The 15823-nt window shown below is 69.4% G+C and carries 15 protein-coding genes; 10 read left to right on the top strand and 5 right to left on the bottom strand.

The genetic code is table 11. The annotated features are described in order from the left end of the window. The 5 genes from D0C15_RS09090 to D0C15_RS09070 are packed head-to-tail and all read left to right on the top strand — an operon-like array spanning window position 1 to window position 5210. A complete protein-coding gene (locus D0C15_RS09090) occupies window positions 1-783 on the top strand; it encodes an ATP-binding cassette domain-containing protein (RefSeq protein ID WP_116042848.1) in 783 nt (260 codons plus the stop codon). Between the two features lie 11 nt (window positions 784-794). Next, the gene (locus tag D0C15_RS09085) at window positions 795-1589 is read left to right on the top strand and encodes an ABC transporter ATP-binding protein (RefSeq protein ID WP_116043179.1); all 795 of its coding nucleotides are present in this window, start codon (window positions 795-797) and stop codon (window positions 1587-1589) included. Further along, entirely contained in the window at window positions 1589-3031 is a 1443-nt protein-coding gene (locus D0C15_RS09080) for an aldehyde dehydrogenase family protein (RefSeq protein ID WP_116042846.1), read from the top strand. Before D0C15_RS09085 ends, D0C15_RS09080 begins: the two co-directional genes overlap by 1 nt. Next, the gene (locus D0C15_RS09075; protein WP_116042844.1) at window positions 3028-3831 is read left to right on the top strand and encodes an SDR family NAD(P)-dependent oxidoreductase; all 804 of its coding nucleotides are present in this window, start codon (window positions 3028-3030) and stop codon (window positions 3829-3831) included. The genes D0C15_RS09080 and D0C15_RS09075 overlap by 4 nt, the downstream gene beginning before the upstream one ends. Beyond that, entirely contained in the window at window positions 3828-5210 is a 1383-nt protein-coding gene (locus D0C15_RS09070; protein WP_116042842.1) for an amidase, read from the top strand. Before D0C15_RS09075 ends, D0C15_RS09070 begins: the two co-directional genes overlap by 4 nt. A 16-nt stretch (window positions 5211-5226) precedes the next feature. Here D0C15_RS09070 and D0C15_RS09065 read toward each other — a convergent pair whose 3' ends face one another. From D0C15_RS09065 to D0C15_RS09055, 3 genes are all read right to left on the bottom strand, one after another. Beyond that, a complete protein-coding gene (locus tag D0C15_RS09065) occupies window positions 5227-6108 on the bottom strand; it encodes an HpcH/HpaI aldolase/citrate lyase family protein (RefSeq protein ID WP_281270676.1) in 882 nt (293 codons plus the stop codon). Beyond that, the gene (locus tag D0C15_RS09060) at window positions 6101-7177 is read right to left on the bottom strand and encodes an HpcH/HpaI aldolase/citrate lyase family protein (RefSeq protein WP_116043175.1); all 1077 of its coding nucleotides are present in this window, start codon (window positions 7175-7177) and stop codon (window positions 6101-6103) included. The genes D0C15_RS09065 and D0C15_RS09060 overlap by 8 nt, the downstream gene beginning before the upstream one ends. Before the next feature lie 201 nt (window positions 7178-7378). Continuing rightward, complete coding sequence (locus D0C15_RS09055) at window positions 7379-8002, bottom strand: maleylpyruvate isomerase family mycothiol-dependent enzyme (protein WP_116042840.1); 624 nt, start codon at window positions 8000-8002, stop codon at window positions 7379-7381. A 302-nt stretch (window positions 8003-8304) separates the two neighbouring features. On the opposite strand from D0C15_RS09055, the gene D0C15_RS09050 reads away from it, so the two are divergent. Then, entirely contained in the window at window positions 8305-8931 is a 627-nt protein-coding gene (locus D0C15_RS09050; RefSeq protein ID WP_425455372.1) for a hypothetical protein, read from the top strand. A gap of 68 nt (window positions 8932-8999) precedes the next feature. Continuing rightward, entirely contained in the window at window positions 9000-9653 is a 654-nt protein-coding gene (locus tag D0C15_RS09045; protein WP_116042836.1) for an SDR family oxidoreductase, read from the top strand. Window positions 9654-9655: 2 nt separating this feature from the next. Here D0C15_RS09045 and D0C15_RS09040 read toward each other — a convergent pair whose 3' ends face one another. Further along, complete coding sequence (locus D0C15_RS09040; protein ID WP_116042834.1) at window positions 9656-10960, bottom strand: D-arabinono-1,4-lactone oxidase; 1305 nt, start codon at window positions 10958-10960, stop codon at window positions 9656-9658. 121 nt (window positions 10961-11081) lie between these two features. Between D0C15_RS09040 and D0C15_RS09035 the strand changes: the two genes are divergently transcribed. Then, a complete protein-coding gene (locus tag D0C15_RS09035; protein WP_116043173.1) occupies window positions 11082-12233 on the top strand; it encodes an amino acid deaminase/aldolase in 1152 nt (383 codons plus the stop codon). A gap of 126 nt (window positions 12234-12359) precedes the next feature. Here D0C15_RS09035 and D0C15_RS09025 read toward each other — a convergent pair whose 3' ends face one another. Next, window positions 12360-13007, bottom strand: a complete 648-nt coding sequence (locus tag D0C15_RS09025; RefSeq protein WP_245975660.1) for a TetR/AcrR family transcriptional regulator — start codon at window positions 13005-13007, stop codon at window positions 12360-12362. A gap of 140 nt (window positions 13008-13147) precedes the next feature. Here D0C15_RS09025 and D0C15_RS09020 point away from each other — a divergent pair, with 140 nt between their 5' ends. Beyond that, window positions 13148-14473, top strand: a complete 1326-nt coding sequence (locus D0C15_RS09020; RefSeq protein ID WP_116042831.1) for a GH1 family beta-glucosidase — start codon at window positions 13148-13150, stop codon at window positions 14471-14473. Continuing rightward, window positions 14466-15722: an MFS transporter gene (locus D0C15_RS09015; RefSeq protein ID WP_116042829.1), complete on the top strand. Its 1257-nt coding sequence runs from the start codon at window positions 14466-14468 to the stop codon at window positions 15720-15722. Before D0C15_RS09020 ends, D0C15_RS09015 begins: the two co-directional genes overlap by 8 nt. The last annotated feature ends 101 nt before the right edge of the window (window positions 15723-15823 follow it).

The following is a 15823-nucleotide window of genomic DNA, read 5'->3' as shown; positions in this document are numbered from 1 at the left end:
ATGAGTGCGTTGCTGGAGGTACGGGAGCTCGGGGTCGGTGCCGGTGGGCAGCCGCTGGTCGAGGACGTGGATTTCGCGATCGGCCGTAAGGAGCGGGTCGGGCTGATCGGCGAGTCCGGGTCGGGCAAGTCGCTGACGGCCTCAGCGATCATGGGGCTGCTGCCCGAAGGGCTGGCGGCCTCCGGCTCCGCCACCCTCGCGGGCACCGAACTGATCGGTGCGGGCGAACGCACGTTGTCCCGATTGCGCGGACGCGAACTCGCCATGGTGTTCCAGGAGCCGATGACGGCCCTCAACCCGGCCATGCGCGTCGGCAGGCAGGTTGCCGAGGTCATGTTGCTGCACAACACCAGCCAGAACCGGCGTTCCGCGCACGCCGCGGCCGTCGAACTGCTCGACCGGGTTCGCCTGCCCGACCCCGGGCGCGCGGCGCGGGCCTATCCGCACCAGCTCTCCGGCGGTCAGCGACAGCGGGTGGTGCTGGCCATCGCACTCGCCAACGACCCCGCACTGCTGGTCTGCGACGAGCCGACCACCGCGCTCGACGTCACCGTGCAGGCGCAGATCCTCGAACTGATCCTCGAAGGCACCCGCGACCGCGACACCTCGCTGCTGTTCATCACCCACGACCTCGCGGTCGTCGCGTCGGTCTGCGACCGCGTGCTGGTGATGTACCAGGGCCGGATCGTCGAAGCGGGCGACACCAAACAGGTTCTCTCCGCGCCGGAACACGACTACACGCGTCGCCTGCTCGCGGCCTCGACCCTGGAGGTGTCGAAGTGACCGAACCGGCACTGCTGGAGGTACGGGATCTGACTCGCGCCTACCGACGCTCGCGCGCCACCCTGTTCGGTCCGAAGCCCGAGGTCGCCGCGTTGCGCGGGGTCTCGTTCGACGTCCGCGCGGGGCAACGCTTCGGCATCGTCGGCGAGTCCGGCTCCGGCAAGTCCACACTGGTCCGGCTGCTGGCCGCGCTGGACAGGCCCACCTCGGGTTCGGTTTCCTTCGAGGGGAGGCGGATCGACGACCTCGCCGAGCGCGATCTCGGTTTTCTGCGTTCCCGGATGCAGATCGTGTTCCAGGACCCGATGGGTTCCCTGGACCCACGGATGCGTGTGCGCGACATCATCAGCGAACCGCTGGGGCGAGCCCGGGACCGGTACGAGCGGGTCGCCGAACTGCTGGAGGCCGTGGATCTTCCCGCCGACTCCGGCCAGCGGTACCCGCACCAGTTCTCCGGCGGCCAGCGCCAGCGCATCTCCATCGCCCGCGCACTAGCGCCGAGGCCGGAAGTGCTCATCGCCGACGAGGCCGTCAGCGCGCTCGACGTGCTGGTCCGGGCGCAGATCCTCGAACTGCTGGCAGACCTGGTCCGGCGGTTCGACCTGACCCTGATCTTCGTCTCGCACGATCTCGCCGTGGTGCGCAACGTCTGCGACACCGTCGCGGTCATGCGCGATGGCGAGATCGTCGAGCACGGCGCGATCGACCAGGTCTACGACGAGCCCGAACACCCCTACACCCGCGAACTGATCGCGGCCGCACCGAGCCTTCGCGCTGCGCTGGCGAATCTGGAGGACAGAGCGTGATGTTCGACCCGCCCTATCCGGCAGGACTGCCGGTCGGCGCAGGCTGGGAACCGGCACCCGCGAGCACCCCGGTGGTGTTCCCGTTCGACGGGCAGACCGTGGCCGAGGCACCCGTGGGCTCCTCCGCGCAGGCCCGGCAGGCGCTGGACGCGGCCGCAGCGGTGCGCCGCGAGGTCGCCGCGCTGCCCTCGCACGTGCGCAGGGCAGTGCTCACCGACGTGCGCGACGCGATCGAGCAGCGGCGGGCGGAGTTCGAGAACCTGCTCGTGCTGGAGACGGGCAAGCCACTGGTCGACTGCAAGGTCGAGGTCACTCGCACCCTGCTCACCTGGGCGGCGTCGGCGGAGGAGGTGGCCCGGCTGCACGGGGAGACGGTGCCGCTGGATCTGCTGCCGTCCGGGGAAGGGCTGCTCGGATTCTGGACCCGCAAGCCGATCGGCGTGGTCGTCGGCATCGCCGGGTTCAACTATCCGCTGCTGCTCGCCTCGCACAAGATCGCCCCGGCCATCGCCGCCGGCTGCCCGGTCATCGCCAAGCCCGCGCCCGCGACACCGCTGGCGACGCTCTGGCTGTCGCACCTGGTCCGCGAGGCCGCGGCCAGGGCGGGTGCGCCCGCCGAACTCGCCCAGCTGGTCACCGGCGACGTCGAGGTGGGCTCCACACTGGTCACCGATCCCCGGGTGGGCGCGGTCTCGTTCACCGGGTCCGCCGCGGTCGGGCACCGCATCGCCCGCGACGCCGCACCCCGCAAGACCTTGCTGGAGCTGGGTTCCAACGCCGCACTTGTGGTGGCGGCCGACGCCGACCTCGGCGCCGCGGTGGACGCCGTGCTGCGCGGCGGCTTCTACGCCTCCGGCCAGGCCTGCATCTCGGTTCAGCGAGTGCTGCTCGATGACCAGATCGCCGGCGAATTCACCGCGCGACTGCTCGACCGCCTCGGCGAGGTCGTCACCGGTGATCCACGGGACCCGGGGACCCGGGTATCGGCGCTGATCGATCGGCGGTCCACCGAACGCGTGCTCGGCTGGATCTCCTCGGCCGAAGCCGCGGGCGCCCGGCTGCTCGCCGGCGGTGCGACCGAGGACGGTGTGCTGTCGCCGACCGTGCTGGCCGATGTCCCGGACGGCACCGACTGCTGGGACGAGGAGGTGTTCGCCCCCGTGGTCTGCCTGCGCGCGGTGACCGACGTCGAGACCGCGTTCGACATGGTCAACGACTCCCGTTACGGGCTGCACGCCAGCGTCTTCACCACCTCGCTCGCGACGGCGATGCACGCCGTGGAGCGGCTCGAGGTCGGCGGGGTCGTGGTGAACGAGGTGCCCGGGTTCCGCTCGGACACGATGCCCTACGGCGGAGTGAAGGACTCCGGAATCGGCAGGGAGGGCCCGCGATTCGCGGTGGAGGAGCTGACGGTGACCAGGATGGCGGTGATTCGGCCGTGAGCGGCTATTCGGACCTGTTCCGGCTCGACGGGCGCAGGGCGATCGTGCTCGGTGCGGGCAGCGGGATCGGCAGGGAGGCCGCGCTGGCGCTCGCCGCGCACGGTGCCGAGGTGATCTGCGCCGACCGCGACCTGAGCGCGGCAGCCGCGACATGTGAGCTGATCGGAGAAGGCGCCCGGCCCTTTGAGATCGACCTGCTGGACCCCGCCGCCGTGCACCAGGCGGCGCAGGATCTCGGGGCGCTCGACGTCGTCGTGCTGACCGCGGCGACCAACGTCCGCAAACGTTTGCTCGACTACTCCCGCGAGGAGTTCGACCGGGTGCTGGCGCTGAACCTCGGCGCCAGCTTCGAGGTCGTCCGCGCGTTCGGCTCCGGGATGGTCGAACGCGGTTCGGGCAGCATCATCGGCTTCTCCTCGATCCGGGGCACGACGGTGGAACCGGGCCAGGGCGCCTACGCCGCGACCAAGGCGGGACTCGTCCAGCTGCTGCGCACGGCGGCCGCGGAGTTCGGGCCGGCCGGGGTGCGGGTCAACGCGATCGCCCCCGGCGTGGTGGAGACCCCGCTGACCGCCCAGATCAAGGCCGATCCCGGCTGGTACCAGGCGTACGCGAGCAAGAGCGCGCTCGGCAGGTGGGCGCGCGCGGACGAACTGGCAGGAGCCGTCGTGTTCCTGGCCTCCGACGCGGCCTCGTTCGTCACGGGCGCCGTGCTGCCGGTCGACGGGGGCTGGACCGCGATCGACGGCCGTTACGAACCACCCGGGAGTTCACCAGCAGTCACCGAGGAGGGCCGATGAGCGACGCCGTGGAACTGAGCGCCACCGAACTGGCAGCGGAGTTCCGAGCAGGCAGGTTGTCGCCGGTAGAGGTGACCGAGGCCGTGCTGGCAAGGATCGAGGCCCGCGAACCGGAACTGCACGCGCTGTACGCCTCCGCACCGGAGGCCGCGCTCGCCGCCGCACGGGACGCCGAGCAGCGCTGGCTGGACGGTCGTCCGCGCGGACCGGTCGACGGGATTCCGCTGACCCTCAAGGAGAACATCGCCACCGAGGGAACCCCGGTGCCGATGGGCACGGCCGCTACCGACCTCGTCCCGGCCGCCGAGGACGCCCCCGTCGCGGGGCGTGTTCGGGAGTCAGGCGGGGTGCTGCTGGCCAAGACGACGATGCCGGACTACGGAATGCTCACCTCCGGCCTGTCGAGCTTTCACGCCTGCGCCCGTAACCCATGGGATCCAGCGCGTACGCCGGGCGGCTCCAGCGCGGGCGCGGGCGCGGCGGCCGCCGCCGGGTACGGACCACTGCACGTCGGCACCGACATCGGCGGTTCCATCCGGCTGCCGGCCGCATGGTGCGGGCTGGTCGGGTTCAAGCCCAGCTTCGGCAGGGTGCCGGTCGACCCGCCGTTCGCTGGCCGTGTCGCCGGACCGATGACCAGGACCGTCGCCGACACCGCACTGCTGATGAGCGTCATCGCCCGGCCGGACGAGCGCGATCACCTCAGCCTTCCGCCCGCCGAGCTGCCTTGGGCCGAACTCGACGGTGACGTCGCAGGCCTGCGCATCGGTCTGCAGCTGGACCCGGGCGTCGGCCTTCCGGTGGAGCCGGAGATCCGTGCGGCGGTCGCCGAGGCGGCCCGGGTGCTGGAGGCGGCGGGCGCCGTGGTCGAGGTGGTGCCGCCCTTCCTGACCAGGGAGATGCTCGACGGTCTCGACCAGTTCTGGCGCACCCGTTTCCGGGGCGAGCTCGAGGGGCTGGATCCGCGCAGGAAGGAGCGGATCCTGCCGTACATCACCGAGTGGATCTGGGGCGGCGAGGCGGTTTCGGGACTGGACGTCTACCGCGGGTTCGCGCAGATCGACGCGATCAGCGTGGCTGCCCTGCGTGCGGGCGCCCCGTTCGACGCGGTGCTGGCACCGACGTGCCCGGTCTCCGCGCCTGCCGCCGACGCGCCATCTCCGACGAACGATCCGGCGCGCCCGTTCGAGCACATCGCGTTCACCGTGCCGTACAACATGTCCGGCCAGCCCGCGGTGTCGATCAACTGTGGCTACACCAGCGAGGGGCAGCCCATCGGCCTGCAGATAGCGGGCCGCCGCTTCGACGACGTCGGCGTGCTCCGCCTCGCCGCCGCCTACGAACGCCTCCGCCCCCCGGCTCGCCCCTGGCCCACCTGAGCGGCTCGGGGCGTGCTCAGGCCTGCGCGGACGCGTTGATCGCCTCGGCCATCGCGAGAATGCGACGGGCGTTGTCGACATGCAGGTTCTCGATCATCCTGCCGTCCACCGTGACCACGCCCCTGCCCTCGGCCCCGGCCTGCTCGAACGCCTCGATGACCTTGCGCGACCACTCGATCTCGGCCTCGGACGGCGCGAACACGCGGTTGCACGGTTCGAGCTGCCCTGGGTGGATCAGCGTTTTGCCGTCGAAGCCGAACTGGCGGCCCTGCAGGCACTCCGCCTCGAACCCCTCGAGGTCCTTCACGTCGTTGTAGACGCCGTCGAGGATCACCTTGCCGGTGGCGCGCGCGGCCAGCAGGCACAGCGAAAGCCCGCCCAGCAGCGGTGCCCTGCCCGGGACGAACTCCGCGTGCAGTTCCTTGGCCAGGTCGTTGGTGCCCATCACCAGCACGGTCAGCCGGTCGCTCGCCGCCGCGATCTCCTCGGCGTGCAGCATCGCGACCGGCGTCTCGACCATCGCCCAGATCTTGGTGTGCTCCGGCGCGCCGCCGAGTTCGAGCGCACGCTCGATGTCGCGCACCTCGCGGGCCGAGTTCACCTTCGGCACCACCACGGCCGCGGGTCCGGCCTGGGCCGCCGCACGCAGGTCCGCGTCGTGCCACTCGGTGTCCAGACCGTTGACCCGGATCGTCACCTCACGCTGCCCGTAGTCGCCGGAGGCGGCGGCCGCGCACACCCGTTCCCGTGCGTCCGCCTTGGCGTCCGGGGCGACAGCGTCCTCCAGATCGAGGATCAGCGAATCCGCCTGCAGCGTCTTGGCCTTCTCCAGCGCGCGCTCGTTGGCGCCGGGCATGTAGAGCACCGAGCGGCGGGGCCGTAGCTGTGTCTCACTCACCGGCAAGTGCCTCCTCGGTCGCCTTGTCGTAGGCCTCGGCCAGTTCGGGATCGCGAGCGCTCAGCGCGTCGGCGAGTTCGGCCACCACCTGGCACTGCTTGAAGGAGGCGTCGTCCTGCATCTTGCCGTCGATCATCACCGCACCCGTGCCGTCGCCCATCGCGGCGATGACCCTGCGGGCCCACGCCACCTCGGACGGCTCCGGCGAGAACACCTTCTTCGCGATGTCGATCTGCGCGGGGTGCAGGCTCCACGCGCCGACGCAGCCGAGCAGGAAGGCGTTGCGGAACTGGTCCTCACAGGCGACCACGTCGCGGATGTCGCCGAACGGGCCGTAGTAGGGCAGGATCCCGTTCGCCGCGCAGGCGTCGACCATCCGCGCGACCGTGTAGTGCCACAGGTCCTGCTGGTAGGTGGTGCGCCCCGCGTTGAGGTCCTCACCGGTCGGATCGGTGCGGACCAGGTATCCGGGGTGCCCGCCGCCGACTCGGGTGGTCTTCATCCGCCTGCTCGCGGCGAGGTCGGCGGGCCCGAGTGAGATGCCCTGCATGCGCGGGCTCGCCCCGGCGATCTCCTCGACGTTGGCCACCCCGCTGGCGGTTTCCAGGATCGCGTGCACGAGCAGTGGCCTGCTCAGCCCGGCCCGCGCCTCCAGCTGGGCCAGCAGCCGGTCGACGTAGTGGATGTCCTGTGCGCCCTCCACCTTCGGCACCATGATCACGTCGAGCTTGTCGCCGATCTCGGTTACCAGGGTGATCAGGTCGTCCAGTGCCCATGGCGAGTCGAGGCTGTTGATCCGCGTCCACAGCTGCGTCTGCCCGAAGTCGTTGGCCTTGGCGATCTCCACGAGACCGTTCCGCGCGGCCTCCTTGCGGTCGGCGCGGACCGCGTCCTCCAGGTTGCCGAGCAGTACGTCGACCTTCTTCGCGATGTCCGGCGCCTTCGCGGCCATCTTCTCGTTGCTCGGGTCAAAGAAGTGGATCATGCGCGACGGCAGGGCCGGAATCTGGCGCACCGGTTCGGGGGCCCCCACGGCCAGGGGTGCGAAGAAGTCCTTCGGCGAGCGCAATTGAGCCTCCATGGCTGCGGGCAAGTTACTCAGCGGTCACCTTAACGCCGGGGGCGCGGACGCGCTGCGGTCCAGCTCACCCTGTGGCGAGACGTGCCCGCCGCGTCGAACGAACTCCGGGATGAGGGTCGCGATGTCCAGCACCGCCAGCACGGCAATGCGTTCGCGGTCGGTTTAGGAACGACCGATGCAAAACGGCGGTCAGCCGTCGATCCGGTCCGCCAGTTTCGCCTGCCCCGGGCCGGACAGTTCCCCGGTAACACCGCGGCGTCCCGCGATGACCATCAGCAGGGCCTCGGCCTTGCCGCGCACCTCAGGGCCTTTCCCACTGGCCCAGTCGAGGTCGGTGGCGACCAACCGCACTCCCCGGACGCGCCAGAAGCCGCGAATGACCGGCGCGAACAGCGCGCAACGCAGGGCGGGCAGGAGTCGCTCGGCCGGAATCTCGCGCGGCATGCCCAGCGGACGCCGGATGTCCTGCTGATGGATCAGCGCGTCGACCAGGGCGATCATGCCGCCGAATGCGGCTGGCAGCCCCCGCGGCTCCGCGTGCTCGTCAAGCAGCGCCACCAGTTCTTCCGGCTGTCGGACGTTGTACTCCGGCAGCCCGGCCGCATTGGCCCGGTCCGGATTGAACCGTGCCTTTGCGAGGCGGCTGGCCAGGCCGCGGGCATCGAGTTCGTCGTAGCTGATCACGTGGGCCACGACGTCGCGTACCCGCCAGCCCGCGCACAGGGTCTGGGTGTCCCACTGCTCGGGGGAAAGCGTCGCGAGAAACGCCGCGAACTCCGTCCGCTCGTCCCGCGCCATCCGCTTCAGGCTCATGGCACAGGAGGCTAGCTTTGCTCGGCCTCGCTTCGCTCGGCGTGCGGAGGGCCGAACGGTGACTCTCGTTGTTGGCCTGACTACTGACCGTCCGACCGTTCAGCCCTGCCTCACCCGTCCGGCCGCACCGTCGGGCTGAAGTCCGATGACCGCCCACCGACCGGTCACCGACCGTTCGGCGCCGTCGATCGCAGGTGCGTTCGTGACCCGCAGACCTGCCTCTTTCTGACTGGTAGTCAAGTCATGTGCCCCTTTCGGGAGGCACGACGTTGATGGCGGCGCGACAGAAGGAGGCGGACCTCGTGGCGACAACACCCGGGCAGACCGCGGTAAACGGCGGCACCAAGGGAACGCATTCGCTGGCGAGTCGGGTTCTGCCTCCCGTCGAACTTCCCGCGGGCGTCGACGAGCTCGCGGTGGAAGCAGCCGCCCAGCTCGGCTGGGACGGTTCCGTCCTGCCGATGACCGTTCTCGGCAGGCGAGTGTTCGTGGTCGCGCGGCTGCGGATGGAGGCACACGCCGAGCGGATCGCCATGGGCGTCGAGCCGGTGACCGACCGGGCCACCGTCTCCACCTGGACCTGGCCCGAACTCGCCGCGACCGCCGCGCCGGCCGCCGCCGAGATCGTCGGTGTGCTCGCGGTCGCCCGGCACTGGCGGACGGGGATGGCGGCCACCGTGCCGTTCGCGCGTTACGGCGAGGCCGCGATGGTCCTGCCCTCCTCGGCTGTGCTGACCCAGGACTACGTCAACAACTGCCTTCCCCGTGCCCGTACCTATGGCATGGCCGTGGTCACGGCCGACGAGGATGCCGTCGTCGACCTCGACCTCAGCGGGCGCACCGAACGGCTGCTGCTGGACGAGGACGCCGTCTCCCGCTGGGTGAACGAGCTGGTGTACGACCAGCTCGTCGTCGCCACCGAGAGCTGAGTCCAAGCCATCCCGCGGCCTCGTTCGCCGTCCGGTGCACAGCGATCGACTGATCTAGGCTGGCGGCCATGCGAGTCGTTATTGCCGGAGGCCACGGAAAGATCGCGCTGCAACTGGAGAAGTTGCTCGCCGCGAACGGGGACGATGCCGTCGGGATCATCCGGAAACCGGAGCAGTCGGCGGATCTGCGCGAGGTCAGCGCCGAACCCGCCGTACTCGACCTGGAGAACGCCGATGTCTCGGCGGTCGCCGAGGTCCTCTCCGGAGCGGATGTCGCCGTATTCGCCGCGGGTGCCGGGCCGGGCAGTGGCACCGCGCGCAAGGAGACCGTGGACCGGGCTGCCGCGGTGCTGTTCGCCGAGTTCGCCGAGCAGGCGGGTGTCCGCAGGCACCTTCAGGTGAGTGCGATGGGCCTGGACCGGGCGGACCAGGAAGGGATGGACGAAACCTTCGCCATTTACCTCAAGGCGAAGGCCGCCGCCGAGGACGATCTGCGCGCACGCGACCTCGACTGGACCATCCTGCGGCCGGGACGCCTCACCGACGATCCGGGAACTGGTGTGGTGCACCTCGCCGAGGACGTTCCCGCAGGCGCGATCAGCCGACAGGACGTCGCTGCGGTACTGGCCGAGCTGGTGGTGGACGAGTCCATCTCCGTGCGCCGCACCCTGGAACTGACCGGCGGCCACACGCCCATCGAGGAAGCGCTCAGCCGGCTCTGACGCTATTCGGCTCCCAGCACCCGATCCAGATAGTCGTTGGTGAAGACCCCGTGCGGATCGACCTCGGCCCGCACCCGCCGGAAGTCCTCGAACCTCGGATAGCGCTCACGCAGCTGTTCGGCGCCGAGTTCGTGCATCTTGCCCCAGTGCGGCCTGCCACCGACCTCGCCGGCAATCGCCGCGAAGGCCGCGAAGTACTCGCGATAGGGCATCCCGGCGAACTGGTGCACGGCGATGTAGGCGGAGTCGCGGCCGTACGCGGTCGACAGCCAGATGTCATCGGCGGCAGCCACGCGCACCTCGACCGGAAACGCGACGGGACTCTCCAGTCCAGGTACCACCCGCCGGAGCTCGCCGAGCACGTGATGCAGCGATTCGCGGGGTACGGCGAACTCCGACTCGACGAACCGCACAGCGCGGTGGGTCACGAAGACCCGGTGCGACACGTCGCTGTACTGCCGCGCGGAAAGCAGTGAGGAGGACAGTCTCCCCAACGGGCGAACCAGTTTCGGCACTGTGCGGCCGAGCCCGCACAGTGCGCCGAACGCGCGGTTCTCCACGATCTCGTAGTCGAAGTAGCGGCGCACGGCGGACAGCGGCCTCGCCGCCGTCCCGGCGGGCTCCCTGTTGTTGCGTTTCACCAGCGCGTTGCGACCGTAGGGGAACCAGTAGAACTCGACGTGATCGTTGGCCTCGGCAGCCGCATCGAAACCGGCGAGCACCTCGTCCAACGGTTCCGGACGCTCCTGGGCGGCGAGTACGAACGACGGTTCACAGCGCAGTGTCACTGTGCTGATCACCCCGAGCGCACCGAGTCCGACCCTGGCCGCGGCGAACAGTTCGGGACGACGGCCGGCGGAGCACGACACGACGCTGCCGTCGGCGAGCACCAGTTCCAACGCGGCGATCTGGGTGGCCAGCCCGCCGAGGCGCGCCCCGGTGCCGTGGGTGCCGGTGGACACCGCGCCCGAGATCGTCTGCGCGTCGATGTCCCCGAGGTTGGTCATCGCGAGACCCAGCGCGTCGAGTTCGGCGTTCAACGCGCGCAGCGTGGTGCCCGAACGGACGGTGACGAGGCCGGATCCGGCGTCGGCCGAGACGATGCCGCTCCACTGAGTGAGGTCGATGGCGTCGTCGTGGGCGACGGCGATCGGGGAGAACGAGTGGCCGCTGCCGAGTGCGCGGATACGCCTGCCGTCCACGGCCGCGTCGGCGACGGCACGAGCGATCTCCGCGACGTTGCGCGGTTTGTGTACCCGCGTCGGCGAAGCTTGGGCGGTTCTAGCCCAGTTGGTCCACCCTGCCATCAGCCCACCTGTTCCGTTCGCCGCGCCCGAGTGTCCGAACGATAAGTGAATCAGATTCGCGTTTCAAGGTTGATTGTCGTACCGTCGTTATGTGTCCACTCTGAACACCAGTGTCTACGGTATGGCGACGAAGGACCTCGATCCTCCGCTTGCCGTGGTCGACCTGGCCGCGTTCGACGCGAACGCCGACGATCTGCTGCGTCGGGCCGACGGAAAGCCGATACGGGTCGTCAGCAAGTCCGTCCGGTGCCGGTTCCTGTTGGAGCGGGTGCTGCGGCGCCCGGGTTTCGCCGGGCTGATGTGCTATTCACTGCGCGAGGCACTCTGGCTGGCCGGGCTTGGTACCAGCGACGACATCGTGGTCGCCTATCCAACCGCGGATCATTCGGCGCTACGTGAACTGGTGTCGGACGACCGGGCCAGGCAGACGATCACGATCATGGTGGACTCCGTCGAGCACCTCGACCTCGTGGCCGCCGCGGTCGGGCCAGGACGCCCGGAAATCCGGGTCTGCCTCGAACTCGACGCTTCCTGGCGGCCATTGCCCGGACTGCACGTGGGCACTCGCCGCTCGCCGGTCTTCACCCCACGCCAAGCGGTCCGGCTGGCGCGGGAAGTGCGGGCGCGGCAGGGTTTCCGGCTGGTGGGCGTGATGGCTTACGAGGGTCAGATCGCCGGTGTTCCCGACGCACGCGAGCGCGGTGCGCTCATCCGCTGGATGCAGCGCCGCTCCGCCGCGGAACTCGCGCGCCGCAGAGGCGCCGTCGTGCGCGCGGTACGGGCGGTCGCGGATTTGGAGTTCGTCAACGGTGGCGGTACCGGCAGCATCGAGACCACCGGAGCGGACCCCGCGGTCACCGAGATCGCCGCGGGCTCGGGATTGATGGGGCCGACGCTGTTCGACGGCTACTCGCGGTTCCACCCGAGACCCGCGACGTTGTTCGCGTTGCCGGTCGTGCGTAAGCCCGGTAAGGGCATCGCGACCCTGTATGCGGGGGGATACATCGCCTCCGGCCCGGCGAGCACCTCCCGGTTGCCGCGCCCGTATCTGCCGGAAGGTCTCACCCTTCTCGGCGTCGAGGGTGCGGGGGAGGTGCAGACGCCGGTCACCGGCGCTGCGGCCGACTCGCTGCGGGTGGGCGACCGGGTGTGGTTGCGCCACGCGAAAGCCGGTGAGCTGGCCGAGCGGTTCGACGAGTACCACCTCGTGCGCGACCAGCACGTCGACCGATCGGTGCCGACCTACCGGGGCGAAGGCCGCAACTTCGGCTGACTCTGGCCAGCGTCTGTTCGCTGTTCCGCGCGTTCTGCCAGGACGAGGACGACGTCGAGGCACGGAGCATGATCGCTTTCTCGCTTGCGGTCAGACGGCTAATGGCCTAGCACTTCGCAGGCCTGCTTACTCGCCAAGCCGGCTGGCCAGATATCCCTTGATCAGGTATTTCGTCTCGGCGACGACAGCCTCGTCACCGTCGGGAGAGCGACGGAACGCGAGGTTGAGCAGGCCGTCCGCGGTTTCCACGGCCACGGCGATCGGCAGCGCGAGCTGGTCCTCCGGCAGGTTGAGATTGGCGGTGAGCAGCCCGGTCAGCGAATCGGCCACCACGTTGTTGTTGTCTCGCCGGTCGTCGAGCAGGCGCACGTCGACGGCGTCGCCGAAGTGGACCTTGGAGAACCCCGGCACCTCCCGGTGCATCCGCAGGTAGATGTCGAGCAGCGAGTCCACCAGGTCCCACCAGTGCTGGTGATCCACTCCGGTCAGTCGCTCGCGCACCGCGCTCATGAATTTTTCCAGGTTGCGCTGCGTCAGGGCCTGCACAACGGCGCGTTTGTCCGGAAAGAACTGGTAGAGCGACCCGACGGCGACTCCCGCCCGCTTGGCGATGAGGGTGGTGGTGAGTGCGTCGTACCCGACTTCCTCGATCAGTTCGGCGCTCGCGTCGAGCATGCGTTCGACGCGCTGCGCGCTGCGCTGCTGGACGGGTTGCCTGCGAAGCGGGGTTCCATCAGCGGATCCCGCGGACTTCGCGGCCTGAGTGTCGGACAAGGCGGGCTCTACTTTCGCTGTTGCCGGTCGCGTGATCAGCGACTTTAGCGCGTCCGTTCACTTTCCCCCGGTCGAGGGAACGACTAGCATGTGAATACTTTTCACATTAACGGGTACGTCCGGCGAGAGGTGTGCAGCCCGTGGACAGATCGACCTTCCCGCGTGAATTTCTCTGGGGCGTCTCAACGTCGGCATTCCAGATCGAAGGGGCGACCGGGGAGGGCGGTCGCGGTCCCTCGATCTGGGACACCTTCGCCGCCACTCCCGGCAGAATCGCCCGTGGCGAGCACGCGGACATCGCCGCCGACCACTATCACCGCTACCCGGAGGACGTCGCGCTGCTCGCGGAACTCGGTGTCGGCGCCTACCGGATGTCCTTCGCCTGGCCGAGAATTCAACCGGAAGGCAAGGGTGCGCCGAACGCTGAGGGCCTCGCCTTCTACGACCGGTTGCTCGACGCGATCTGCGACGCGGATATCGCTCCCGTTGCCACGCTGTACCACTGGGACACTCCACAGGCCGTCGAGGACGCCGGCGGCTGGCTCGTCCGGGACACCGCCGAGCGGTTCGCCGAGTACGCGTCGATTCTGGGCGAGCGCTTCGGTGACCGGGTGCGGATGTGGATCCCGCTCAACGAACCGATGGTGATGTCGATCTACGGCTACGCCATCGGCGAGTATGCGCTGGGGAAGACGTTGTTGCTCGACGCGATTCCCACGGCGCACCACCAGAACCTCGCGCACGGCCTCGCCGTTCGAGCGTTGCGGGCCACCGGAGCGAGCGGCATCGGTACGGCGAACAATCACAGTCCGGTGTGGACGGCCAGCGAAGGCGATGATGACAAAGCCGCCGCGATCTGGCTGGACGCATTGATCAACCGGCTCTACGCCGATCCTGTGTTGCTCGGGACATATCCGTCCGAAATGGAGCAGCACCTGCCGGATGGGTACGCCGAAGATCTACCGGTGATTCGCGAGGAACTCGACTTCTACGGCGTGAACTACTATGAGCCGCAACGGGTCGCCGCTCCGGGGCCGGGAAACCCGTTACCGTTCGAACTGCGCCCGGTCGAGGGCTACCCACTGACCACGAACGACTCGCCAGTCGTGCCGCATGCCCTGCACGAACTCCTGCTCTCGATGCACGAGCGATACGCCGGCGCCCTCCCGCCGATCTACATCACCGAGAACGGCTGCAGCGCCGACGACGAGGTCGCGGAGGACGGTCACGTGCACGACCCGGACCGTGTCGAATTCCTCTCCGGCCATCTGCGAGCGCTACGCTTCGCCATGGACGACGGCGTGGACGTGCGGGGATACTTCGTCTGGTCCCTGATGGACAACTTCGAATGGTCGAAGGGGTACGCCCCACGCTTCGGTCTGGTTCACGTCGACTACGCGACACAGCGGCGCACGCCGAAGGACTCCTTCGGGTGGTACCAGCGCCTGGTGCGCGACGATGGCTGATCCCGCGGCCCTGCCGGTCACCGATCCCCACGCCGAGCCGGTGTCCCCTGTGCGCTCCAGCTGGACCTGCCTGCTCTTCCTGGCCAACGTCGGACTGTGGTTCGCGTTGATCACGCCCATCCAGGTGCTGCTGCCAAAGCAGGCCGCGCTGCTCGACGCGGGGGACAAGGAGCTGGTGTTCGGTGCGGTCACCGGCGTCGGAGCGGTGGTGGCCGCCGTGGTGACCCCGCTCGCCGGGATGGCCTCGGATCGCACCACCTCACGGTTCGGCCGTCGTCATCCATGGACAGTCGGCGGTGCACTGGCCGGGTCCATGGGGTTCGTCGTACTGGCGAACGCGGGCGATGTCGTGGTGATGACACTGGGCTGGTGCCTGGTGCAGGCGGGACTGAACGCGACACTCGCGGCGCTCACCGCGGCACTGCCCGACCGGGTTCCGGTGCTGCAGCGCGCGCGGGTGGCCGGGATCGTCGGCATAACCCAGATTGTCGGCACCCTCGCGGGGACTGTCGTGATCACCACGCTGATCGTGGGCATCGGCGGCGGCTACCTCGCCTGCGGTGTCGCGGTGATCCTCGGCGCACTGCTGTTCGCCGCCCGTACCCCGGACACCGTCCTGCCGCCCACCGATGCCGCCGCCGAGTCGTTCGGGGCAGGCTTACGCGGGATCTGGGTCTCACCCCGGCGGCATCCCGACTTCGCCTGGGCCTGGGCAGGCCACTTCTGCGTTCAGGTCGGCAACGCGCTCGGTGTGATGTATCTGCTGTTCTTTCTGACCGACGTGGTGCGGCTGCCCGACCCGGACGCGGGCCTGCTGATCGCGATGAGTTTGTACGCGGGCGCCGTCCTGGTGGGCGCCGTGGTCACGGGTGCGCTGTCGGACCGTTCCGGCCGCCGCAAGCCGTACGTGGTCATCGCGGTCCTGCTGATGGGCGGTGCGTCGGTCCTGCTGGTGATCTGGCAGACGTGGGCGGTGACGATGCTCGCCGCGCTGACACTCGGGCTCGGCTTCGGCGTCTACGCGTCGGTCGGGCTCGCGCTGCTCACCCAGGTGCTCCCGGCCGCGACGGCCAGGGCCAAGGATCTGGGGATCGTCAACATCTCGAACTCGCTGCCGCAGGTCATCGCGCCACTCGTCGCCACACTGGTACTGGCGCACCTCGGCGGCTACCGCAGCCTCTACGCCGCCTCCGCAGTCGTCACCCTCGCCGCGGGCCTGCTGATCACCCGCGTCCGCACGGTGCGCTGAAGTTCCCCAATGTGGCTTTAGGGAACTTGAACGTCCCCAATGCCACATTGGGGAACTCCCAGTGCCGCGAGGGGGCGGGGCGACAAGTGCTGTGAACGGGG

Origin of the sequence: Amycolatopsis palatopharyngis (assembly GCF_003385185.1) — a bacterium.
GTDB classification, from domain to species: Bacteria; Actinomycetota; Actinomycetes; order Mycobacteriales; family Pseudonocardiaceae; genus Amycolatopsis; species Amycolatopsis palatopharyngis.
Note: the sequence above shows the minus strand (reverse complement) of the source record. Positions and strands in the feature narration are given on the sequence as shown.